Annotated in this window: 19 protein-coding genes and 1 pseudogene; 7 read left to right on the plus strand and 13 right to left on the minus strand. The window is 71.9% G+C overall.

The genetic code is table 11. From position 1 onward, the window contains the following. Positions 1 to 57: 57 nt before the first annotated feature. The gene (locus AC069K_RS09440; RefSeq protein ID WP_365102241.1) at positions 58 to 1,359 is read right to left on the minus strand and encodes a MalY/PatB family protein; all 1,302 of its coding nucleotides are present in this window, start codon (positions 1,357 to 1,359) and stop codon (positions 58 to 60) included. A 101-nt stretch (positions 1,360 to 1,460) separates the two neighbouring features. Continuing rightward, complete coding sequence (locus AC069K_RS09445) at positions 1,461 to 2,966, minus strand: extracellular catalytic domain type 2 short-chain-length polyhydroxyalkanoate depolymerase (RefSeq protein ID WP_478613917.1); 1,506 nt, start codon at positions 2,964 to 2,966, stop codon at positions 1,461 to 1,463. Positions 2,967 to 3,347: 381 nt separating this feature from the next. Here AC069K_RS09445 and AC069K_RS09450 point away from each other — a divergent pair, with 381 nt between their 5' ends. Next, positions 3,348 to 3,998, plus strand: coding sequence for a DNA polymerase ligase N-terminal domain-containing protein (locus AC069K_RS09450; protein WP_365102236.1), 651 nt, complete (start codon positions 3,348 to 3,350; stop codon positions 3,996 to 3,998). 67 nt (positions 3,999 to 4,065) lie between these two features. Further along, positions 4,066 to 4,977 (plus strand): non-homologous end-joining DNA ligase, encoded by a 912-nt coding sequence (gene ligD, locus AC069K_RS09455; RefSeq protein ID WP_478613919.1) that lies wholly within the window; start codon positions 4,066 to 4,068, stop codon positions 4,975 to 4,977. A 64-nt stretch (positions 4,978 to 5,041) separates the two neighbouring features. Here ligD and AC069K_RS09460 read toward each other — a convergent pair whose 3' ends face one another. From AC069K_RS09460 to AC069K_RS09495, 8 genes are all read right to left on the minus strand, one after another. Further along, positions 5,042 to 6,859, minus strand: a complete 1,818-nt coding sequence (locus AC069K_RS09460) for an ABC transporter ATP-binding protein (RefSeq protein ID WP_478613921.1) — start codon at positions 6,857 to 6,859, stop codon at positions 5,042 to 5,044. A 53-nt stretch (positions 6,860 to 6,912) separates the two neighbouring features. Next, positions 6,913 to 7,347: a lasso peptide biosynthesis B2 protein gene (locus AC069K_RS09465; protein ID WP_478613923.1), complete on the minus strand. Its 435-nt coding sequence runs from the start codon at positions 7,345 to 7,347 to the stop codon at positions 6,913 to 6,915. Then, positions 7,344 to 7,598, minus strand: coding sequence for a lasso peptide biosynthesis PqqD family chaperone (locus tag AC069K_RS09470; protein ID WP_478613925.1), 255 nt, complete (start codon positions 7,596 to 7,598; stop codon positions 7,344 to 7,346). The genes AC069K_RS09465 and AC069K_RS09470 overlap by 4 nt, the downstream gene beginning before the upstream one ends. Positions 7,599 to 7,623: 25 nt before the next feature. After that, positions 7,624 to 9,480 carry a lasso peptide isopeptide bond-forming cyclase gene (locus AC069K_RS09475; RefSeq protein ID WP_478613928.1) on the minus strand — a complete coding sequence of 619 codons (1,857 nt, stop codon included), beginning with the start codon at positions 9,478 to 9,480 and terminating at the stop codon, positions 7,624 to 7,626. Between the two features lie 27 nt (positions 9,481 to 9,507). Next, positions 9,508 to 9,618, minus strand: coding sequence for a keywimysin-related RiPP (locus AC069K_RS09480; RefSeq protein WP_478613931.1), 111 nt, complete (start codon positions 9,616 to 9,618; stop codon positions 9,508 to 9,510). A 433-nt stretch (positions 9,619 to 10,051) separates the two neighbouring features. Beyond that, positions 10,052 to 11,095 carry a YihY/virulence factor BrkB family protein gene (locus tag AC069K_RS09485; RefSeq protein ID WP_478613934.1) on the minus strand — a complete coding sequence of 348 codons (1,044 nt, stop codon included), beginning with the start codon at positions 11,093 to 11,095 and terminating at the stop codon, positions 10,052 to 10,054. Positions 11,096 to 11,197: 102 nt separating this feature from the next. After that, on the minus strand, positions 11,198 to 12,370 hold the full coding sequence (locus AC069K_RS09490) for a PucR family transcriptional regulator (protein WP_478613937.1): 1,173 nt from the start codon (positions 12,368 to 12,370) through the stop codon (positions 11,198 to 11,200). 47 nt (positions 12,371 to 12,417) lie between these two features. Continuing rightward, positions 12,418 to 12,582: a hypothetical protein gene (locus AC069K_RS09495; protein WP_365102215.1), complete on the minus strand. Its 165-nt coding sequence runs from the start codon at positions 12,580 to 12,582 to the stop codon at positions 12,418 to 12,420. 187 nt (positions 12,583 to 12,769) lie between these two features. Between AC069K_RS09495 and pgfA the strand changes: the two genes are divergently transcribed. Together pgfA and AC069K_RS09505 are read left to right on the plus strand one after the other, a co-directional pair. Then, positions 12,770 to 13,774, plus strand: a complete 1,005-nt coding sequence (gene pgfA / locus AC069K_RS09500; protein ID WP_365102212.1) for a cell envelope lipid trafficking protein PgfA — start codon at positions 12,770 to 12,772, stop codon at positions 13,772 to 13,774. A 149-nt stretch (positions 13,775 to 13,923) separates the two neighbouring features. After that, a pseudogene (locus AC069K_RS09505) lies at positions 13,924 to 14,073 on the plus strand (AMP-binding protein); the annotation flags it as partial. Here the strand turns inward: AC069K_RS09505 and AC069K_RS09510 are convergent. After that, positions 14,004 to 14,615 carry a hypothetical protein gene (locus tag AC069K_RS09510; RefSeq protein ID WP_365102210.1) on the minus strand — a complete coding sequence of 204 codons (612 nt, stop codon included), beginning with the start codon at positions 14,613 to 14,615 and terminating at the stop codon, positions 14,004 to 14,006. The pseudogene AC069K_RS09505 and the gene AC069K_RS09510 overlap by 70 nt on opposite strands. A 202-nt stretch (positions 14,616 to 14,817) precedes the next feature. Between AC069K_RS09510 and AC069K_RS09515 the strand changes: the two genes are divergently transcribed. Beyond that, positions 14,818 to 16,662, plus strand: coding sequence for a PIG-L family deacetylase (locus AC069K_RS09515; protein ID WP_478613942.1), 1,845 nt, complete (start codon positions 14,818 to 14,820; stop codon positions 16,660 to 16,662). 105 nt (positions 16,663 to 16,767) lie between these two features. Then, positions 16,768 to 17,808, plus strand: a complete 1,041-nt coding sequence (locus AC069K_RS09520) for a vWA domain-containing protein (protein ID WP_365102204.1) — start codon at positions 16,768 to 16,770, stop codon at positions 17,806 to 17,808. A 115-nt stretch (positions 17,809 to 17,923) separates the two neighbouring features. Here AC069K_RS09520 and AC069K_RS09525 read toward each other — a convergent pair whose 3' ends face one another. After that, positions 17,924 to 18,586, minus strand: a complete 663-nt coding sequence (locus AC069K_RS09525; RefSeq protein WP_478613947.1) for an anthrone oxygenase family protein — start codon at positions 18,584 to 18,586, stop codon at positions 17,924 to 17,926. A gap of 221 nt (positions 18,587 to 18,807) precedes the next feature. Further along, complete coding sequence (locus tag AC069K_RS09530; protein WP_478613950.1) at positions 18,808 to 20,946, minus strand: M4 family metallopeptidase; 2,139 nt, start codon at positions 20,944 to 20,946, stop codon at positions 18,808 to 18,810. A 283-nt stretch (positions 20,947 to 21,229) separates the two neighbouring features. On the opposite strand from AC069K_RS09530, the gene AC069K_RS09535 reads away from it, so the two are divergent. After that, positions 21,230 to 22,162 (plus strand): hypothetical protein, encoded by a 933-nt coding sequence (locus AC069K_RS09535; RefSeq protein ID WP_365102194.1) that lies wholly within the window; start codon positions 21,230 to 21,232, stop codon positions 22,160 to 22,162. The last annotated feature ends 38 nt before the right edge of the window (positions 22,163 to 22,200 follow it).

Raw genomic sequence — 22,200 nt, forward strand, 5'->3', positions numbered from 1 at the left:
CACGAAAGGCCTGGCGGTGGTCTGTTGTTGACCGTCGGGCGTGGCCGTCGGGGTTGGTCAGCGGGTGTGGTGGGTCGCCGCGTGGCCCATGCGCGTGACCGCCTCGGTCAGGACGGACCGTGAGGTCGCGAAGTTCAGGCGGACGTGCCCGGCTCCTCCCGTGCCGAAGATGTGACCGGAGGAGAGCGCCACCCCGGCGTGGTCCAGGAACAGCCGGGCCGGGCCCGCCAGGTCGGTGACGACCGCGAGGTCCGGGGCGTCCGTGAGGTCTGTGGGGTCCGTGAGGTCGGTGGGGTCTGCTTCCGGGGCCAGGCCGAGGGAACGGCAGTCCAGCCAGGCCAGATAGGTGCCCTCCGGCCTGGCGTACCCGATCCCCGGCAGGTGTTCCTCGATGAGCCGGCCCAGCAGGGTCCGGTTCGCGTCGAGGCCCCTCAGCAGCGCGTCGAGCCACGGCTCCCCGTGGCGGTAGGCCGCCGTGTGGGCGATGACGCCCAGGAAGCTCGCGCCGTGGTGGACCTCCTCCGGGATGCGGCGCAGATCGGCGGCCGCCTCGGGTCCGGCCACGGCGAGTGCCGCCTTGATCCCGGCGAGGTTCCAGCCCTTGGTGGCCGACATGAGGGAGAAGGCGTCCTCGGCCCCGGGCAGGCTCAGGTAAGGCGTGAACTCGGCGCCGGGCAGGACGAGTGGCGCGTGGATCTCGTCGGCGACGACCCGGACTCCGTAACGCCGGGCCAGCTCCGCCACGGCGGTGAGTTCCTCGGTGGTGTGAACCGTTCCGGTGGGGTTGTGCGGATTGCTGAGGAGGTAGCCGATCTTCCCCCGGCCGCTCCGCTCCCGGGCGCGCCGGAACGCCTCCTCCAGCGTCTCCATGCTGATCCGCAGATCCCGCCCGAGCGGTGCTTCCACGACCCGGCGGTCGTCGTGGGTGATGAAGGCGTAGAAGGGCGCGTACACCGGGGAGTTGACGACGACCGGGTCGCCGGGGTCGGTGATCAGCCGCAGCACCTGGACCGCGCCCATCATGACGTCGGGGATCATGGCGGTGCGGTCGACGGCCACGCCGTCCCACTTCCAGCGGCGCGAGGCGAAACCGGCCAGCGCCTCGGCGAACGCGGTTCCGGCCGGGTATCCGGTGTCCCCGGTGTCGATGGCCTCGCGCAGCGCCTCGGCGACCGGCGGCGCCAGCGGTACGTCCATCTCCGCCACCCACAGGGGCAGGACGTCGGCCGGGTAGGTGCGCCACTTCATGCTCCCGCGCCGGCGGAGCTGATCGAGCGAGAGCTCCTCCAGGGGGTTCGCCTCTTCTTCGGCCCCGGCGTCCTGGGAGCCGCGCCCACCGACAGCAGTCATCTTCAGCATTGGACCGCCGTCGCGATCTCGGCGCAAGTGCCGGGGCGACGAAAGGCCGGCCGCCGCGCTCGCGACGGCCGGCCTCGGGTGCGCATCGGCCGTGGACGACCTCAGCAGTGCGGTACGACCTCCCAGGAGCCGGGTGAGCGCAGGTGCAGGTTGCTGAGCGCCGTGGAGGTGTGCGGGCCCATGTACTGGCCGGTGCCGATCGCGTAGCTCCTGTCACCGATGAAGTAGGACCGGCCCGCCAGGTTGTGCGCGACGTTGTCGGTGGTCCAGCAGTTCGGCAGCGGTGTGGTGGACGGCGTGGTAGTCGCCGTCACCGGCGCCGAACGCGCCCCCACGGCACCGGAACCGTCGACGGCGGCGACGGTGTAGGTATGGGTGGTGCCGGAGGCCAGACCGCTGTCGGTGTAGGTCGTGCCACCGACCGGGACGGTGTTGGCCCTGCCGCCGTCGCGGTAGACGTCGTACGAGGCCGCGCCCGCGACCGGGTTCCAGGCCAACGCGATCGTGTTCGTGCCGGCGCCGGTGGTGGTGAGGCCGGTCGGGGCGGGGAGGGCAGGTGTCGTGGGGGCCTGGGCGATGGCGTTCACCATGTTCGTGATCGCGGTGATCTGCCGCCCGCCCTTCTCGGCGTAGTGGGTGTCGCCGCCGTACGCCCACCAGTTCCAGCAGCCGCGCGGGTTGTCGCTCGCGGTGGTGGCCTGCGGGTACAGGACCACCATGCTGTTCGTGTCGGCGTACTCGTTCAGGTTGGCCTCGGCCATGAACGTGTCACCGATGAGCCCGTAGTACTGGTAGCAGCCGTGCAGGGCGACCATCAGCCGGCAGGACGCACCCGTCGCGCAGGACTGCGGGATGTAGGCGAAGCCCTCGTTGCCCATGCTGATCGCGGACGCGCTGCCACCGGGGGCGTAGGTGTTCTGGTCGAACCGGACGAGCCGGCCGGTCAGCGCGGACGTGGTGGCGGGCCGCACCGAGCCGAAGAGGTGGGTGAGCATGTCCTTCTCGGGATCGCCGCCGCAGTTGTTCATGTACGGGGCGGCCGTGGAGGTGCAGGACACCTCGCCGAGCGGGCTGACCCAGGCGTGTCCGGCCCTGGACGCGGTGTCGTAGACGACGTCGGCCCCGAGGTCGCGGTAGTAGGCCGCGAGGTCGTCGTTCACCGCGCGGTCCACGGTCTGGTCGGAGGCGCCGTGGGAGAGCCAGACGGGGGCACCGGACAGATGCGTGACCGCGTCGACGCCGCCGGACGCCGCCCGGTCACGGGTCTCCTGCTCCAGTTGCGCGGGGCTCTTGCGCGGAAGGAGCGTGTCCATGCAGCCGTACAGCGCGGTGGAGAGGGTGCCCTGGGAGCAGTCGTACGCTCCCGCCGAGAAGATCCCGACGCCTTTGAAGATCTCGGAGTGCGCGACATGCAGTTGGTTGGCGAGGAACCCTCCGGACGAAACCCCCGAGACGTAGGCCGCGTTGATGGTCAGGGGTGGCAGAGGTCCCGGGGTGGGGGAGGGGACGGCCGCGACGGCGCAGGGGACCTGGCTCACGGAGAGGGCGAGTGCCGCCGTGGCCGCCACGAGCAGGGTTCTGACGCGGAGGCGTTCGAGGACGCGCATGGGAAGGCTCCAGATGCGGGTGGGGGGCAGGTTCCGCCAGTGTGGGAGCGGCCATCGGCCGTTTCGACGTGGGGCCACGACACAGTGGGCGGTCCTCACGTGGCGCACGTCGCCATTGCGGGCGGACGGTGGTATTCCTGATACGGCCCGTCGGGAGGGACGGCACCGGCACCGGAGGCATAGCCGTCGCTACTCTACGTAATGGGGGAGAGGTCTCCCGGTCTGCGCCGTACGCCGAGGAGCCGGAGAATGGCAGAGGCGGGCGGTGGCCGCTGCGGCGGGTACCGGCGTGGCGACGGGGTAGCCGCCCACGGAGGCCGGTCGAGCGACCGCACGCGACGCGGCTGGTACCGCACCGACGTCCCCCGTCAGGAGGTGGCCATGAGACCGACGGACGCATCGACGGATGTATCGACCGATGCGCTGGCGGAGTACCACCGCCGACGCGACTTCTCCAAGACCGCCGAGCCCAAGGGCGCCGGTGACGGGGCGGAGACCCGGCGGCCCGTGTTCGTGGTGCAGATCCATGAGGCGACCGCCATGCACTTCGACTTCCGTCTGGAGGTCGGCGGCGTCCTCAAGTCGTGGGCGGTGCCGAAGGGACCGTCCACCGACCCGCACGACAAGCGGCTGGCGATGCCGACCGAGGACCACCCGCTGGAGTACCGGGAGTTCGAGGGCGTCATCGCGGCAGGCGAGTACGGGGGCGGCACGGTGATCATCTGGGACGAGGGGACCTACCGGAACCTCTCGACCGACCGCGGGGGCGCGGAGCTCGACTTCGGTACGGCGCTGGAGCGCGGCCACGCCTCGTTCTGGCTGGACGGCCGCAAGCTGCACGGCGGTTACTCGCTCACCCGCATGCGCGGTGACCGTGGTGAACGCGAGGCATGGCTGCTGGTGAAGCGCGCCGACGAACGGGCCTCCGGCGCCGGCACCCCCGACCCCCACCGCGCCCGCTCGGCACGCACCGGCCACACCCTCCGCCAGGTCGCGGCCGAGGCGGCCGAGGCGAGCGGTGACGGCGGATGAGCACCGCACCCGCGCACGCACGCCGTACACCGACGAGGATCCGGGAACGACCCGGCGGGAGCACGCGATGACCACGACCAAGAGCATCCGCGTGGGCGGCCACACGGTGGAGATCAGCCGGCCCGAGAAGGTGCTGTTCCCCGAGGACGGCATCACCAAGGCCGACCTGGTCGACTACTACCGCGCGGTGTCCCGGCGCATGCTGCCGCACCTGCGGGGACGCCCGCTCATGCTGGAACGCCACCCGGACGGCATCGACGGACCGGCCTTCATGCAGAAGGAGGTGTCGGAGCACTTTCCCGACTGGATCCATCGCGCGGAGCTGCCCAAGGAGGACGGCACCGTCACCTACACGGTCTGCGACGACACCGCGACCCTGGTCTACCTCGCCAACCAGGCGTGCGTGACGGTCCACCGGTTCCTGTCCCGGGCCGACCGCCCCGACCACCCGGACCGGCTCGTCTTCGACCTCGACCCGCACGGCGACGACTTCGCTCCCGTGCGGGAGGCGGCCCGGTGGACCCGCCGGCTGCTGGAGGAGTTGGAGCTTCCCGCGACGCTGATGACCACCGGCTCGCGCGGTCTGCACGTCACGGTGCCGCTGGACCGGAGCGCGTCCTTCGACGAGGTCCGCGCGTTCGCCCGGGACGCCGCCGAAGTGCTCGCGGCCCGCCACCCCGACCACCTGACGACCCAGGCCCGCAAGCAGTCCCGGGGAGACCGCCTCTACCTGGACATCCAGCGCAACGGCTACGCCCAGACCGCGGTCGTTCCCTACGCCGTACGAGCCCTTCCCGGCGCCCCGGTCGCGGCGCCGCTGGCCTGGGCGGACCTGGACGACCCGGACCTGAGCGCGCGTCGCCGGACGCTCTCGGACGTCGACCGGCTCCTCGAGGACGACCCCTGGCGCAACGCCCCGCGCGGCCGTTCCCTGCGCGCGGCCCGCAAACGCCTCGCGGCGCTGCACCGGGGGACGTAGGGGGCCGCGACCGTCAACGTCAGGGGCCGCGAACCGCCACCGTCACCGTCAGGGACCGCGACCGTCAGTCGGTGCCCAGGTGTCCGGCGCGGGGGTCGGCGCCGTCGGCGTACACCTGCGGGACGCCGTTCCGTACGGCGGAGGGCAGGGGCGCGCCGGGGGTGAGCATCTGCCCGGCGGCGAGTTCGCGGTAGGCGGGGCTGGAGGTGAGCAGGTCCTCGTGGCGCCCGCAGGCGATGGCCCGGCCGCCCTCCAGGACGACGATGCGGTCCGCGTGGCGGACGGTGGACAGCCGGTGCGCGATGACCAGCAGGGCGCACTCCTGGGCGGCTTCCCGCATGACCGCCGTGAGCGCGGCCTCGTTGATGGCGTCGAGGTGCGAGGTCGGTTCGTCGAGCAGCAGCAGGGAGGGCCGGGCGAGCAGGGCGCGGGCCAGGGCGACGCGCTGCCGTTCCCCGGCGGAGAGCGTCGCGCCGCGCTCGCCGAGGACACCGGACAGGCCGCCGGGCAGGCGCCGGACCACCCCTTCGAGCTGGGCGAGTTCGATGACGCGGTGGATTTCGGCGTCCGCCGCGTGCGGTACGGCGTACGTGATGTTGTCGCGCAGGGTGCCGTGGACGACGTGGGTGTTCTGGTCGACGACGGCGATGTGCGCCCGGCACCGGTCGCGGCTCAGCTCGGCCGCGGGCCGGCCGTCGAAGGAGAGGGTCCCCGCGTCGGGTTCGTAGAACCGTGCGATGAGCGCGAAGAGAGTGCTCTTGCCCGCTCCCGACCGTCCGACCAGGGCGACCTGCTGGTGGTGGGGGACGGTGAAGGTGACCCCGCGCAGCACGGGCCGGTCCGGCTGGTAGCCGAAGTGGACGTCCTGGAGGGCGAGGGCCGCCGTCGGACGCCGGGTGGCCGGTGCGGCCGGTGGCGCGGGGCGGGAGTGGGCGGGCGGCGGGGCCTGTTCCGGTTCGGTGGGGAGGCTGTGGGCCTCCGCCACCCGCTGGTAGGCGCCCATGCCGCGCTGGATGAGTCCGACGGCCCGGAAGACCGACGACAGGGGCAGGACCAGATACGAGGCGTACAGCAGGAAGGCGACCAGGTCGCCCAGCGAGCCGGTGTGACCGTTCACCCGCAGGCCGCCGATGACCAGGACGAGCAGGAAGGAGCCCTGGACGGCCAGTTCGACGGCGGGGCTCATCACCGAGGCGAGCTGCGCGGTCCGTACCCCCGCCCGGTAGGCGTCGTCGACCCGCTCACCGATCCGTGCCGCCTCGCGGTCCTCCGCCCGGTGCACCCGCACCATCGGCAACGCGCCCAGCGCGCGCTCCAGTTCGGCGGCGATGGCGCCGACCGCGTTCTGCATGTGCTCGGAGGCGGCCCTGATGCCTTTCAGCAGGGAGGCGACGATCACCGCGGCGCCGGCCACCGTGAGGGTGACCAGCAGGAGCAGAAGCGGGTCCAGCCACATCATCAGGGCGATCGCGCCCGCCGCCGCGACGGCGCCCGTGCCCAGGTCGACCAGTGCCTGGGCCACCACCTCACGCAGCAGGGTGGTGTCGGCGGTGACCCGGGAGATGAGGTCGCCGCTGCGGTGGCGGTCGTACTCCTTCATCTCCAGCCGCAGCAACTGCCGGACCAGGCCGTGCCGCAGACGGCACACGATGCCCTCGCCCATGCGTTCCAGCAGGTACCGGCCCACGGCCCCGGTGACCGCTTCCAGGAGGAACAGCGCGCCGAGCAGCGCAAGCGTCGACCAGAAGGCCGCGTCCGCGCCGCTCGCGTCCACGATGTGTTTGGCGACGAGCGGCTGGGCCAGCCCCAGCGCCGAGCCCGCCAGCGTCAGGGCCGTGGCGACGGCCATGGCGCCGCGGTGCCCGGCGGTGAGTCGGAACATGGTGGCGATCGCGCCCCGCGTCGTCCGGTCGGGGCCCGGTGCGTGGGGGCGGGTCATCGGGCGCGCCGGCCCACCGGGGTGACCGCCATCAGCCGGGTGAAGTAGTCGTCGGGTACTCCTTCGTCGATGGGGTGCCCGTCGGCCTCGATCCAGGCGTGGGCGGTGAAGGGCGGTACGACACGTGCCCCCGTGCACCAGGTCGGCCAGATGCCGCCCAGCCGGCACAGCAGCGCGGCGCCCAGGGAGCGCGGCAGGCACCCGCGGGGACCGGCACAGCGCAGGCTCACGGCGCACACCGCGTCGCGCGCGTTCTTCGCCTGGGTGGCCGTCGCGGGCGCGGCGCCCCGGCGCAGCACGTTCAGGACGCGGCGGATGCGGCGGGGCGGCAGGAGGGAGAGCACGGCGGCGGGGATCAGGACCAGCCGCGCGCCGAGCTTCCGTACGAAGGGCACATCGGCGGGGCGTTCGAGCGCGCTGGGTGTGGTCATGCGGCCAGCCCCGAGGCGCGCAGTTCGCCGACCAGCTGGGTGACGTCCCGTCGTGCCCGCTCGTGGTCGATGTCGAACTCGGCGACGACCGCGTCGGCCGCCGCCGTCTCGTCCTTGCCCGCGAGGAGTGTCTCGATGATCAGTGTGGCGGTGGGGTTCAACTCCCAGTACTGGCCGCTGCGTTCGTCGAGGAGGACCGTTCCGTAGTCGGTCTGCGCGGTCGAGATGTCGGCGGCGAACCGCAGTGCCATGGTGTGTCTACCTTTCGCTCGGGGGTCAGAGGGAGGTGGTGGCCCCGGCCTTCGCGGCGTGCGGCAGCCCGCGCAGCCACACCTCGGCGGCGATGGTGGAGTAGAGGATGGCCTGCCGCAGTCCGGGGGTGGCGGGCCGCTGGGCGAGGTCGCGCAGCGCGTCGCCGTTCACCAGACCGAGGCGTTCCAGCCGGGAGTCCTCCCACAGGGCGAGCAGGTCGGCGCGGTGCTCGCGCAGCCCGTTGGAGGCGTCCATGGAGGCCGCGGCCTTGTTGCTGCGCCGCAGGCACACCTCGGGGACGACGTCCCGCATGGCGGCGGCGAGCAGGGGTTTGTACTGCCAGGGCGACACCCGTTCACTGGGCCGGACCGACAGGAACGCCTCGATGACGCGGTCGTCCAGGAACGGCGACGCCATCGGGACACCGGCCCTGGCGGCCATCGCGTCCCACTGGCGGATGATGCGGGTGCAGGAGCGGATCTGCTCCAGATCGGCGTGCAGCCCGCGGTCGCGGTGCAGGGGCCGCGCGTCCTGGGCAGCGTCGCGCAGCGCCCGCGCGGCCAGGCGCTCGCCCTCGGGTGTCACCCAGTCGAACAGGCGGGGCTCCCCGCCCCAGCCGAGCGCGCCGGTGACGGTGGTGGGAAGGGGGTCGCGCAGATGCCCGACGGAGTCCCCCAGCCACTTCCCGTACGGACGTGAGTCGCTCAGGGTGCGTGCCATCCCGCCGAGCGGCCACTGCCACAGGGCGCGGAAGCCCCGGAGCTGGCGGACGGCGAAGAGCGGGCGGGTGCGCAGGAGGCGGTGGTAGTACGCCTCGGAGCACCAGGCCACATGGTCGCCGCCGATGCCGGTCAGATGCAGACGGCTGCCCCGCTCGGCCATGGCGGGCAGGTGGTGGAGCACGCGGGAGCGGTCCATGACGCCGATGGTCGGCTCGTCGAGCAGGTCGTCGATGGTGAGCAGATCGGTGTAGACGAGGGGCGAGGCCTCGGCGTCCCAGACGACGTGCTCGACCTCGGGCAGGAACTGGGCGGCCTGCCGGGCCCAGTGCAGATCGGTGTCGGCGGGATCGCGTCCGGGCCAGGTGCTGGCCACGACGTGGGCGGGCGAGCGGTCGGCGAGGAAGCAGATGGACGTGGAGTCCAGCCCTCCCGACAGGTCGCAGCTGACCGTGCCGCCCGCTCGGGTACGGGCCTGGACGGCCTCGGCGAGCGCGTCGCGGGCCAGGGCCGCGCCGGCGGTGAGCGCGCGCACCGGCTCGGGCGGTGTCCACCAGCGCGAGTGGCGGGTCGACCGGCCGTCCGCCGCGACGACGAGGGCGTCCTGCGGGGGTACCGCGGTGACGCCCTTCCACAGCGGTGCCTCCTGCAGGGGATGGGGGACCGGCCACAGCAGCCTGACCGCCACCTGTTCCACATCCGGGTCCCGGCCGAGGGCGGTGGCGAGGATGTCGGCCCGGGTGGCGGCGACGCGTACGCCGTCGATCTCCGCGTGGAAGACGAGCCGCAGCCCTGAGGCGGTGCCCTGGACGCGGAGGCGGCCGTCGAGCGCGGCCACCAGGTGGAAGCTTCCCGGGGTGGAGCGGGCCAGCGCGTCGAGCCGGGTGAGGTCGCGCAACTGGGCGGCGTGGCGGCGAAGTCGGGGGGCGTCGAGCGGGCAGCAGCCGACGGCGGCGAGGGCGGTCGATCCCGCCTGGGCGGTCACGATCTCGTCGTCGTGCCATCGGCCGATCAGCCAGGGACGTCCCGAGGCGTGGGGCAGGGTACGGGTTCCGGGGCGGGTGAAGAGGCGGGCCGCGGCGGCCGCGTCCTCGCGGTCCGGAAGGACCACGAAGTGCGCGTCGCCGCGGCCCGGACTCGCACTCGCGTGCGTGTCAGTCATGACGTCGAATGGACGTACCGTCGACCGTCAGTTCTTGCTGAGGACGAGGCGGTCGTTCCCGCGGAACTGCAGGAGTCCCGTCTCCTTCCGGAAAGAACCCAGTCGGACGAGCGTCGGAGCTTCGTACGCCTTCTTCATGACGACTCCTTCTCATTTTCGCTGACTGAACGTCACCACCCCCCGGAATGCCGGGAGGCGGCCAGGTCCCAAGGTATCCGCAGGTCAGCCGGGGAAGGCAAGGACGCCGAACGTTATATGATTATCCGACCGTCGGGCTGCGAAGAGAATGCAAGTGCATTTCCGGTCCGGACCATGGCCGATGTGCAACAGGAGCGCATTCTCTTTCGCGCGGGGAGCGGAACGATTCCATCAGCACGCTTGGTGAACTCGTGTCCAACGATGGAATGGGGCGCACCACCGCGGCGCTTTCTCGTAAAGGGGCGCTCATGGTGCCGTCGCGCGCCTTTGCCGTACTGCGCCCGGCGATTGTGCGCCCCCGCTCCCGGCATGGCGCACGGTCCGCCCGGCGGCGTCGGGCGGACCGGTGGGGTGCTCAGGTGGGGTTGCGGTGTCAGGCGTTGCGCAGGTGGCGCCGGTCCTCCGCGTCCCACGTCCTGGTGTCGCGCGGCCGCGCGTACGGCTCCTCGTCCGGTGGCATGCCCCCGGCGATCGCCCGCTGGCGCACGATCTCCGCGTCGACCTCAAGTCCCAGCAGGATCGCCAGGTTGGTGATCCACAGCCACACCAGGAAGACGATCACGCCCGCCATGGCGCCGTAGGTCTTGTTGTACGAAGCGAGGTTGGCGACGTAGAACGCGAAGGCCCCGGAGGCGATCATCCAGATCAGCAGGGCCAGGAAACTGCCCGGGGTGACCCACTTGAGGCCCTGGGACTTGGTGTTCGGGGCTGCCCAGTACAGGAGCGCGATCATGAGGGTGACCAGGGCGGCCAGGACGGGCCATTTGGCGACCGACCACACCGTCAGTCCGGCATTCCCGACGCCGAGTGCGGTGCCCACATGGCGGGCCACGCCGCCGGTGAACACGACGATCAGCGCGCTGACGAGTGCGAGGAGCATCAGGACGACGGTCAGCCCGATCCGGACGGGAAGGATCTTCCATACGGGCCGGCCCTCGGGCATCTCGTAGACCGCGTTCGCGGCGCGGATGAACGCGGCGACATAGCCCGACGCCGACCACACCGCGAGGACGAGGCCGACGACAGCCATCACCGAGCCCAGGCCCGCGCTGTCCTGGAGCTTCCGCACCGCGTCGGTGAGGAGGTCCCGGGCAGAGCCGGGAGCGAACCGCTGGAGGTTGTGCAGGACCTTGTCGGTGGTCGACCCGCCGGTGATGCCGAGCAGCGAGACCAGGACCAGCATCGCGGGAAACAGGGACAGGACGCTGTAGTAGGTGAGCGCCGCCGCGCGGTCGCTGAGCTCGTCGTCCTTGAACTCCCGTAGACTGCCTTTGAGTACGGCGCCCCACGCGCGCTTCGGCAGCTTCGTCGGGGTGTCCGGCGCGGCCTCCTCCACCCGCGGGCCCGGGCCGGCCTCCCGCGGTGCCGCGTCGTCGCTGCCGTGGTCCTGTCGCCCGTGAAGCTGCCAGCTCGCCATGCGGGGCGGATACCCCGGGGCGGGCGCGACTCACGGTTCGGCACCTTCTTGACCGGCACGGACGTGCCGCGCCCGGCCTTCGCGAAGGGGGGCGTGCGGTGTTCAGGTGTCGGGCGGGGCGAGTTCGCCGCGCAGGCGTCGGGCCCTGAGGACCAGTTCCAGCTCGAAGCGCAGATCGGGGTCGCTGACCACGTCGCCCCACAGCTCCCTGATCTGGCGCAGCCGGTACCGTACCGTCTGCGGGTGCACGCCGAGCCTCGCCGCGGTCTCGGTGGCGTCGCCCCGGGTTTCGAGCCAGCTCAGCAGCGTCTGGGCGAGGTGGCGGGCGTGGGCCGTACCGCAGTGGGCCAGGGGGGCCAGACGGCGCCGGTCGAGGTCGCCCAGGAGTTCCGCCGCCGGGAGCAGGAGCAGCGCTTCGGCGTGGTCCGTGCACCGCACCACCTGCCCGCCCGGCAGCAGGCCCGACTCGATGAGCTGGACGGCCACGGTCGCCCAGCGCAGCGACCTCGCCGCGTGGGCCGGCGGCACGGCGGGACCGAGCGCGCCGGACCAGCCGGCGGTGGCACGGCGCAGCAGTTCGGGACGCCCGGCCGCGTCCGGATCGGGGACGACCAAGCGGGGCTGCTCGTGCTCCATGTCGACCAGGACGTCATGGCCGACGGCCGGGGCCACGGCCTCGCGCGCCGGACGCAGGAGTACGGCGACGGCCACCCGGCGGGGCAGGGGCCAGCCGATCCGGGCCGCGCGTTCGGCCAGCAGCCCGGGCCGGTCGGTGGCCACGCGCTCGGTGAGCAGCAGGTCCAGCAACCGGCGCTGCAGCCGCAGGCGCTCGCTGGCCTGGCGTGCCGCCGCTTCGGCGTACCCGCGCGTGGTCTCCGCGACCAGGCCGTCGAGGTACTCGAAGCCGGACCCGGCGAGCTCGTACATGGCGGGGGCGGGAATGCCCAATTCGTCGCCGATCTCGGCCAGGCGCCGCCAGGCGAGCCGCACACCCAGCCGGTACATGGCCTGGAGCGAGTCGAGGCTGCGGCCGCTGAGGACCTGTCCACGGCCGAACTCCTGAAAGACGTAGGGAAGTTCGAACGGACGGTCGGGGCCGTCTGCCATCCCGGCGATGAACTGCTCCAGAGCCGCCCGGACACCGACGAGCGCCAGGGGCTCGCCCGACTCGTCGAGGTTCAGCGGCAGCGCGGGGTACTCGCGGCGGATCTGGCGCAGGATCGCCTCGGCGAGACCGGGCACCTCCCCGCGCGCCGCCGCCGCGAACTCGCGCACCTGTGACCTGGGCACTTTCCGCCAGGCGGACTCCGGCACGGTCACCCCTAGGGAGTCGCCGTAGGAGTGAGGGGTCCCGTGGGGAAGGTGGCCAACGGGTCGTGAGGCTGCTTCGGTGTGACCTCGAGCAGGGCGACGACGCCGAAGGCCACCGCGACAGCGAGCGCGGCGGCGAGGGCGACGATCAGGGCGGCGGTGAGGATTCTGGGCATGGCGCGGGGACCCTTCCAACTGGCGGCGCACCATCCCGGTTCGGCAACTGCCAAGCATGAAGCCGACATTGACACTACGTCAAGAACAGCTCTACGGTTCCCCGCCCATACGGTGCCGTCCACGGCACCCCATGGTGAACGCGCCCCGCACGCCGGCGATCCCCTCACCCTCCCCGGAGGCACCCCCATGCGCCGACAACCCTCCCGTCCGGCACTCGCCCTCCTCGCGGCAGGCGTCTTCCTGCTGACCCTGGCGCCCCTGCTCGCCTGGTACGTCACACCCCACGCCAAACGCACCCCCATCGACGTGCACACCACCACCGTCTCCACCGGCAGGGGAAGCTACTTCGACGCCGGTTCGCTCGCCGTCCGGCACGACGAGACGATCACCATCACCCGGCACGTCCTCGGCGACGTGGCCGAGAGCGAACGCAGCGGCCGCGCGGTCTGGGACGTCTCGACGACGGTCGACACCCCGCGCACCCTGCCCCTGGCGGACCCGCGCAAGTCGCTCCAGTGGAGCACCGAGCGCTGGGTCACCGACCGCCGCACCAACGCCCCCGTGCACTGCTGCGCCGAGTCGCGGCCGCCCCACGAGGGCGACGCCTACCTGAAATTCCCCTTCGACCTGCGCAAAGGCACCTACCGCTGGTGGGACGCCACCCTGGCCGCCGCCGTACCCCTGCGCTACGCCGGCACCCGCGAGGTCCTCGGCCACCAGGGCTACCGCTACACCGGGACCGTGGCACCCACCCGGGTCGGAACACGCCCGGTGCCCGCCCCGCTGGTCGGCCTCCCGGGGTCACGGCCGGTCCAGGCCGAGCAGTGGTACGCCAACCCGGGCATCGACCTGGTCGTCGACCGTCGCACCGGCCGCGTACTGGACGCCGTGACCTCGCCCAGGGTGACGCTGCGCGGGCCAGGGCAGCACACGGACGCGGTGACGCTCCTGCGGGGCGACGGGCTGGAATTCACCCCGGCCACCCAGCGGCAGCAGGTGGAGCTGGCGCGCAAGGACGGCCGCAAGCTCCTCCTCCTGGGCACCGTCCTGCCCCTGGCCGCCGGTGGTACGGGCGCTGTCCTCGCCGTGGCCGGCGCGGGACTGATGGCACTGCGGTGGCGGCGGCCGCGCCGGTTGGCGGAAGGTGCTGACCCGTCGGCCGCGCAGGAGCGTGATTTGTCATCCGGGTGAGTAGCCGATCGGCGGGCGACCACGGAAACTGGCCTTCCGTACCTCACCCAGCACACCACACCCCGGCCCGGCACCCCCACGCCCCCACCCCGAACCCCCGCGACGGTTTCCCCGTACGTACAGACACCGGCGACGGAGAGCCGGGCTAACTCCTCGTGCGCGGCCCCTCCACCCTGCGGGGCTACTACCGGGCACCCGACCACCACGCCCGCTCCTTCACCCCTGATGGCTATTTCCGCACCGGCGTGCTCGCGCGGCGCACCCCGGACGGCGGGCTGGTGGTGCTCCGGGGGCCGTAATGCGCCCTGTACCAGGCCACCTGTTCGGCAGTCATGGAGGAAGCGACGGCCGTCACGTCTCCCGGCCGTTCACCGCCATGCCGCCCCTTTCCCTCCCAGCGCGTGGCGGACGCGAGGACGGACACCTGGGAGGCGGGCTGCCAATGCAGCGTGTACGCCGGGGCGTTGGAGTCCGGGACGTCCTCCAGGGGGACGCCTCGGTTGGCCAGGAGCCGTTCCAGTTTCCCGAAGCGCAGGTGGCGGTCGAAGCGGCCGTACCGCTCGCGAATCCTCCCGTTGACGATGCCACCGCCCAGAAGGGAGAGGCGGTGCACCTGCAAGGTGAAGTGGTGGCCCTCCCACGGGTGGTGGCGCGATTCCCGGCCCCAGAAGAACTCGACCATTCCGTAGTCCCGCCACATGCTCTGGTCGTCGAAGGAGTTCTCGGCGAAATCGGGGCCGAGGATCGCGGTGACCTGGTCGGGACTGTCCGTCGGCTTGGCGCCGAGCACGGTTCCGGACGTGATCACGTCCACGTAGAACGCGAGGGAGTAGGGGGTCAACTGTTCTTTCCTTGAGCGGGCCGCGGGGCCGGGAGGGGGGCGCTTCAGCATAGGCGCCCGACCGGGCCCACAGGCCACCGGGAAGCGCCGCGCGCCTTACGGGACGAGCCGGCCGCCGTCCGGCAGGCTGGCCGGAGACGTGCGGTCGCCGGTGACAGGCGTGACCGCCCGCCGCACACTGAGCGGGAAGAGAGGGGCGGCCGTGCTGCGTTCGAGGCTCCGACAGGTGTTGTGGGCGGGGTGCACGGCCCTCGGTGTGGTGGGAAGTGTGCTGCCGCTGGGCGCGGACACGGCGCGAGCGGTTCCGCCGCCGACGGCCACCGCCTCCGGCAGGACGGACCCGGCGCACACCGACGTCCTGTTCGTGGGAGCCCATCCGGACGACGAGTCCCCGCTGCTGGCCACTTTCGGACAATGGCGGGAGCGACGCGGGCTGAGCACGGGCGTGGTCACCCTCACGCGGGGCGAGGGCGGCGGAAACGCCGTCGGCACCCAGGAGGGCGCCGCGCTCGGCATGATCCGCGAGGACGAGGAACGCAAGGCGGTACGGAAAGCCGGCATCCGCAACGTCTTCTATCTCGACGAGCCCGATTTCTGGTACACGCTGTCCGCTCCCCTCACCGCCACCGTCTGGAACTCGGCGCCGCAACCGCCGACGGACACCCTCGCGCGTCTCGTGCGGCTGATCCGGGCGACCACTCCGCGGGAGGTGGTGGTCATGGACCCGCGTCCGTTCCGCCAGCACGGCGGCCACCAGGAGGCGGCGCGTCTCGCCGTCGAGGCGTTCCGGATCGCCGGTGACCCGAGGGCCTTTCCCGAGCAGATCACCCGGGAGAAGTACCGGGCCTGGAAACCGTCCCGCCTGCTCGCCCAGAACAGCGGCTTCCAGGGGCCGGTGGGGGAGAGGTGCGCCGGCCACCGGGCGCGGGACCCGCACACCGGCCTTCCCGTCATCGGTGTGTGGACCGGGATCACCTCGCGCCGCGGGCATGGCAGGACGTGGGCCCAGATCGAGCGGGACGCCGCCCGCGAGTACGTCACCCAGGGCTTCGCCACCCTGCCGGCGACGGTCGAGACCCCCCGGCGCAAACTGCCCTGCGAGTGGCTGACCGTCCTGGCCGACAGCCGCGCCCCGCAGAGCCCCGTCACCCGTGACCAACCGGGCCTGCGCCCGCTGTACGCCGACTTCCGCGCCTGGGCGCGGCGGATGCGGATGCCGTGGCTCGCCAACGACGCCCAGCCCGCCTATCCGGCCACCCCCTCCACCAGCGCGCCCGTGCCGGCCCGGGCTCCCGTGGTGGACGGCAGGTCCGGCCCGGGCGAGTACCCCGGCCCGGTCTCGCGCCTCACCCACTGGGAGGGCGAGCGCTGCGCCGACGAGAGGGACTGCTCGGCGGAAGTCCGCTTCTCGCGGTGGGCCGACGACCTCTATGTGCTGATCCGCGTCACGGACGACGCGAAGGGCTACGCCCTGGACGCCGCCACCGACTGCAAGCGCCACTGGCGGACCGACGCCGTCGAGATCGGCCTCGACCCGCGAGGCAACGCCGACGACACCTCGACCACCTTCAAAACCGGAATTCTGCCCTTTACGCGGGGCGGCGGGGGCCCCTGCGCGGAGCGCGACGCGGACAACCGCCAGGGACCCGCGAGCAGCACCGCCCCGGGCATGGCCGTCGCCTCCCGGGTGACCGACCCCTACCGGGGTTACGAGGTCGAGGTCAGGATTCCGCTCGCCGGCCTGCCCGCCCCCGTCGACCCCGAACACCTCGCCGTCAACGTCCTCCTCTACGACTCCGACACCGCGGACCGGACCGGTCAGACCCGCCTCGCCCGGTCGCCCTTCGGCAGCGCCCAGGCCGACCCCTATGTCTGGGGCACCCTGCGCCTGCCCGGATACCTCGCGCCGCCGGACCGCCCGGCTCAGCGCGCCCGGATTCCCCAGGAGGCGGCCCGCAGCGCCGACTCCCCGGCATCCGTGGAACAGGCCCGGCGCACCGGCGTCCCCCTCGCCGGAGGCCCCCGCCACGCGGGCCGAGTGGGCTGAGGGGCCCGCCCCCGGGGGCCCGTCCCCGAGCCCGGACCAAGATCGATTGTCAGTGGTGGGTGGGAGGATCGACGTATCGAATCCGCGAAAGAGGGGGGACTCGTCATGTCCGGAAACCAGAACTACATCAACCATGTCGCTCTCGTGCTGGACGCCAGCTCGTCCATGTCGCACCTGAGCGGCAAGGTCGTCGAGGTCGCCGACCAGCAGATCGCGTATCTCGCCCGCCGCTCGAGGGAGTTGGAGCAGGAGACCCGCGTCACGGTGTACGTGTTCGCGGACAAGGTCGAGTGTGTCATCTACGACAAGGACGTGCTGCGCATGCCGTCCCTGAAGCAGTTGTACCGGGTCGGGGGGATGACGGCTCTGCTGGCCGCCGCCCTGAAGTCGCAGGCGGAGCTGGCACAGACGGCGCAACTGTACGGCGACCACAGCTTCCTGACGTTCGTGCTGACCGACGGCCAGGAGAACGCGAGCCATCGCAGCCCCGAGGCCGCCGGCCGGGATCCGCGCGCCCTGGTGAAGGCCGTCGCCGAGATGATGCGGACGCAGCAGGACAACTGGACGCTGGCCGTCCTGGTGCCGGACCAGATGGGCAAGCGCGAGGCCATGCAGTGCGGCTTCCCCAAGGACAACATCGCCATCTGGGACGCCACCAGCACCCGGGGCCTCGAGGAGGCCGGGCAGGTCATCCAGCAGGCCACCGAGAACTTCATGGTGGGCCGCGCCCAGGGCATCCGGGGTTCGCGGGCGGTGTTCTCCACGGGCGCCGACGCGGTCAACAAGGACACCATCGAGGCAGCCGGCCTCACCCCGGTGGACCCCTCCACGTACCAGCTCATCCCGGTGGCCCGCGAGGCGGCGATACGGGACTGGGTCATCGAGTGCGGGCACACCTACCGTACGGGTGGCGCGTTCTACCAGCTGAGCAAGTCGGAGAAGATCCAGGCGCGCAAGCAGATCGCGGTGCTGGAGAAGAAGACGGACCGGGTGTACACGGGTCCGGAGGCGCGGGCCCTGCTCGGTCTGCCGGACGCGGAGGCGCGCGTGAAGCCGGACCACAACGACGAGTTCACCATCTTCGTGCAGAGCACCAGCGTCAACCGGAAGCTCGTGCCGCACACGCGGCTCCTGCTGATGATCTGACGCCCGGCCGGACTCCCCGGCGCCCCCGCCCCTGCCCGACCGGTCGACGGCCCGAGCTCCCCGGGAGTTCGGGCCGGCACCGCGACGGGCAGCGCGTCTGTGCCTGCGGGAAGCCTCAGTGGGTGCCGGGTCGGGCCGTGGCGCGGCCGTGCAGCAGCAGGGCGCGCACGATGCCGATCAGGGCGCCGAGGCACAGAAGGGTGCGGAAGATGTTGGCCGTCTCCCAGGTGCCCTTGAAATCCTTGATGACCGAATAGTCGGTGGAGGGCCCCGGGCGCCCCAGGTCGGCCAGTTCGTCGTTGAGGGGGATGTTGATCCCCATGGTCAGCGCCAGCACGGCCAGGTAGCACAGGGTCGCCGCCAGGAGCCACCACCCCATCGCCGGCTGCCCCTTGCGGACGGCACGGAATGCCGCCCACGCGGTGACCGCCGGCGCGCCGAGGAAGACCAGGACGAAGGGGCCGCTGCCGTCGATGACGGCGTTGATGTTCCGCATGGCCGTGGCATACGTACGGTCGTCGCCCCTCGCCAGGCCCGGCATCACCGAGACGTCGAAGGCGAAGAAGAGCCCCGCCATCAGTCCCATCGCCACGGCGGCCGCGCTCAGAAGCAACCCCGTCAACCGGTCCCGGCCGTCCCGCGAGGGGTGTGACGGGTGTGCGGGGGGCTCGGGAGAGCTGGGGTGCGCCTGCGGCCGGCCGCTCGATGCCCGTACGGACACCTCGTCGGTCACCTCGCCGGACGCACCGGCGCTGGGAAACATCTCCGGGTGACTCATAAGACCCTCCGCGTGGAATTCGCATGACGCTCCGACCGTGGTGACCCGTGTCCACCGGGACCGGGTGACCTGGTCATCTCATCGCGGAGGGCTGTGGCGCGACCATGGCCCGGACGCTCAGCCGCATACGCGGGCCTCCAGACGTGAAACGGCCCGGACGGGGCGTTGGGGGCATCCCGTCCGGGCCGTTGATCAGGGCCGGCGCCGTGGGGCGCTCCGGATCAGCCGGTCGTGACCGAGGTGTCGTCGATCAGGAAGCTGGTGGCCGCCGAGGAGTCCTCGACGCCCGTGAACTTGATGGTGACCGTCTTGCCCTTGAAGGCGGACAGGTCGAGGGTGCGCTGGACGTAACCGCTCGGGGTGGTGTTGGAGTACGTCGCCAGGGTGGTCGTCGTGGTGCCGGAGACGACCTGCGCCTTGAGGGTGTCGTACGCGGTGCTGCCGGTCTCCTTGGTGTCGATCGCGAGCCAGAAGGAGAGCTTCGGGGCCGCGGCCGTCGCCGGGATCGTCACCGACTGGGAGACGGTGTCGGTGTGGGAGGAGCCGTAGCCGTCCAGCCAGGCGTAGTACGAGCCGCCGTGCGCGGTGGCGCCGGTGTCGTTGGTGATGGCACCGGAGGACGCGGTCCACTTCGTCGCGCCCGACTCGAAGCCGGGGTTGAGCAGCAGGTTGGAGCCGCTCGGCGGCTGCGTGGTCCCACCGCCGCAGGTGGTGGCGGTCGGGGCGACGGCGACGCCGCTCCACGCCTTCTCCACGGTGGTGCACTGGGTGCTGCTGGCGCCGTACAGGTCGGTCGCGGCCTTGATGGTCGCGGTACGGGCGTCGGCGTAGGTGGAGGCGGCCGTCAGGTACGTGGTGAGCGCGCGGTACCAGATCTTGCCGGTGGCGTCGTTGCCGAGGCCGGTGACCGTGCCGCCGTCGCAGGTGGGGCTGTTGCCGTAGCTGGAGGAGCCGGAACCGACCGCCATCAGGTAGAACCAGTGGTTGCCGACGCCGGACGAGTAGTGCGGGTCCAGGTTCTTGGTGTTGCTGGTCCAGCAGCTCTGGGAGACGCCGTCCTTCTTCGGGTCGTCCATGTACCGCAGCGGCGTGGCGCTGATCTTCTCGCCGATGAGGTAGTCGGGCTTGTCCGCCGGGCTGTTGGCGTTGAACTCGACCAGGGTGCCGAAGATGTCCGAGGTGGACTCGTTCATGCCGCCCGCGTCACCGAAGTAGTTCAGGCCCGCGGTGGCGGCGGTGACGCCGTGGCTCATCTCGTGGCCGGCCACGTCCAGCTCGGTGAAGGGCTTCTGGCCGACGGCACCGTCGCCGTAGATCATGCTGAAGCTGTCGTCGTCCCAGCCGGCGTTGTCGTAGTTGCTGCCGTAGTGGACGAAGGAGCGGGCGCCGACACCGTCGTTCTTGATGCCGTTGCGGCCGTGGACGTTCTTGTAGTAGTCCCAGGTGGCCTGGATGCCGTAGTGGGCGTCCACGGCGACCGTGGCGCGGTCGCTGAGGGTGCCGTTGCCCCACACGTTGTCCGTGTCGGTGAAGGCGACGCCCCAGCCGGCCGGCGGTGAGTCGTTGGTGACGGTCTTGTTCTGGGCGTCCCGCGTCTCCCCGTTACCGCGGGTCGGATCCTTGAGCTCGAAGCCACCGGAGATGCTGCTGGTGCCCAGCGTGACGTCGCCGACCTGGTAGCCGTGGCCGGTTCCCGAGGCGGCGGCACCAGCGACGGCCGTGGTCTGCGGCGCGTTGACGGTGGTGCCCGGGACGACCGTGCTGTGGAAGGTGTTCCAGGACTTCCCGGCCTTGCCGGTCGTCGCGTCGACCAGCGTGTGGACGTGGCTGGGCGAGCCGTCGGGGGCGGTGCCGTCGACGACGACCTGCCAGGCGAGCGTCGGCGTGGCCGCCGTCGCGTCGACGACGAGGTCGGCCTTGCTGCCCTTCCTGGTGCCCTTGAACGTCGCGACGGCCACGGCCACCGCGCGCTGCTTGGTGACCTTCGGCGTCACCGAGAGCGACAGCGGGGCCTTGAGGGTGAGCGAGGTCGAGCGCAGCTCGCCGTTGGGGGCCGAGTGCACGATGACGTCACCGCCCAGGACCGGCAGGCCCTGGTAGCGGCGGTCCAGGTGGACGTGGCGGGTGCCGTCCTTGTCGACGGTCACGTCGTGCGACAGGAAGGTGTCGTGGGCGCCGGCCCGGACCACGTGGGGGCTGGCGGCGACCTCGGCGGTGGCATCCCGCAGGGCCTGCGCCTTGCTCACCTTCGGCGAGACGGCGCGGGGGCCCTTGGCGGCGGAGGCGGGGGTACCCGCGCCGGCTATCAGAAGGCCGCTGACCGCGAGGGACAGCGTGCCGACGAACACAGATCGTTTCATGAGGCCGGAGAATGGCGGGATTTGGGTCTCCGGGGCAATGAGATGCCAATACTGTTTAATAAGGATCCCTGTGAAACGAGCATGACAAGTAACGGGTGTGTGTCCCCGCTGTTTCCTGCCCTGATGGGCGGCCGTGCGCAAGCCTGACCGAACGGTCGGTGCCCGGCCGGGCGCAATCGGGGCCTCGGCCAAGACTGTTCAGATCGTGACCTGCGTCACCCGTCGTTTGGCTGGAAGTCGCTAGCATGTGATAACCCCGCACGGCATGCAGGACGGATCACCTGTGCCCACTCAAGCCCCCCTGCCCGAACTGGCCGACGCCCTGCGCCACGGCCCGTTCGAGACCGCGCTCGACTGTGCCGTGCGCGCCAGTGGTCTCAGCCTGGAACGCATCCAGCACCGGCTCGCGGCCCGTGGGGTCGCCGTCAGCGTGACCACGCTCAGCTACTGGCGGCGCGGCCGCAGCCGCCCGGAACGCCCCCAGTCCCGTCAGGCCGTACGGCTCCTGGAGGAACTGCTCGGCCTGCCCACCGACTCCCTGGTCTCCCTGCTCGGCCCGCAGCGCCCGCGCGGACGGTGGGTCAACCGCGCGCCGCAGACCCTGGACACGGAGCACCTGTGGCAGCAGTACAAGAGCCTGCCCGGCCTCCTCGACGCGATGGGCTCCACCGACGACGGCCTGACCCGGCTCGCCGTGCACGACCGGTACGAGATCGACGAGAACGGCGCCGAGCGACGGCTGACCGTCACGATGGTGCTGCGCGCCGAACGCGAGCGGGTGGACCGGCTGGTGCTCATCAGCCGGGGCGACGACCCGCAGCGCGACCTGCCCGAGATCGTCGGGATCCGCAATGCCCGTAAAGGGCGGGTACGTTCGGATACTTCCGTACCGCTGTCCGTCGCGGAACTGCTCCTCGACCGGGTCCTCACCAAAGGGGAGACCGACGTGATCGAGTACACCTACGCCTTCTCGACCACCGGCGCCCGCACGAGCGAGGTCGGCACCGGCTTCCGCGCGCCCGCCCGGCTCTACACCCTCGAAGTGCAGTTCCATCCCGACGCCGTCCCGGTCCGCTGCCACCGCTACTCGGGAACCACCGCCGGCGGCCCCATGCACCCCGCCGAACAGGTCTGGATCAGCGCCTCGGGCCGCGCCGCGTTCACCGTGGAGGACCCGGGTCCGGGGTTTCAGGCGATGCGGTGGGAATGGGAGTGAGGGACTGAGGGGGCGACCCGGCCGGTACGTCTTGCAAG

Source organism: Streptomyces sp. NPDC043908 (assembly GCF_056435525.1).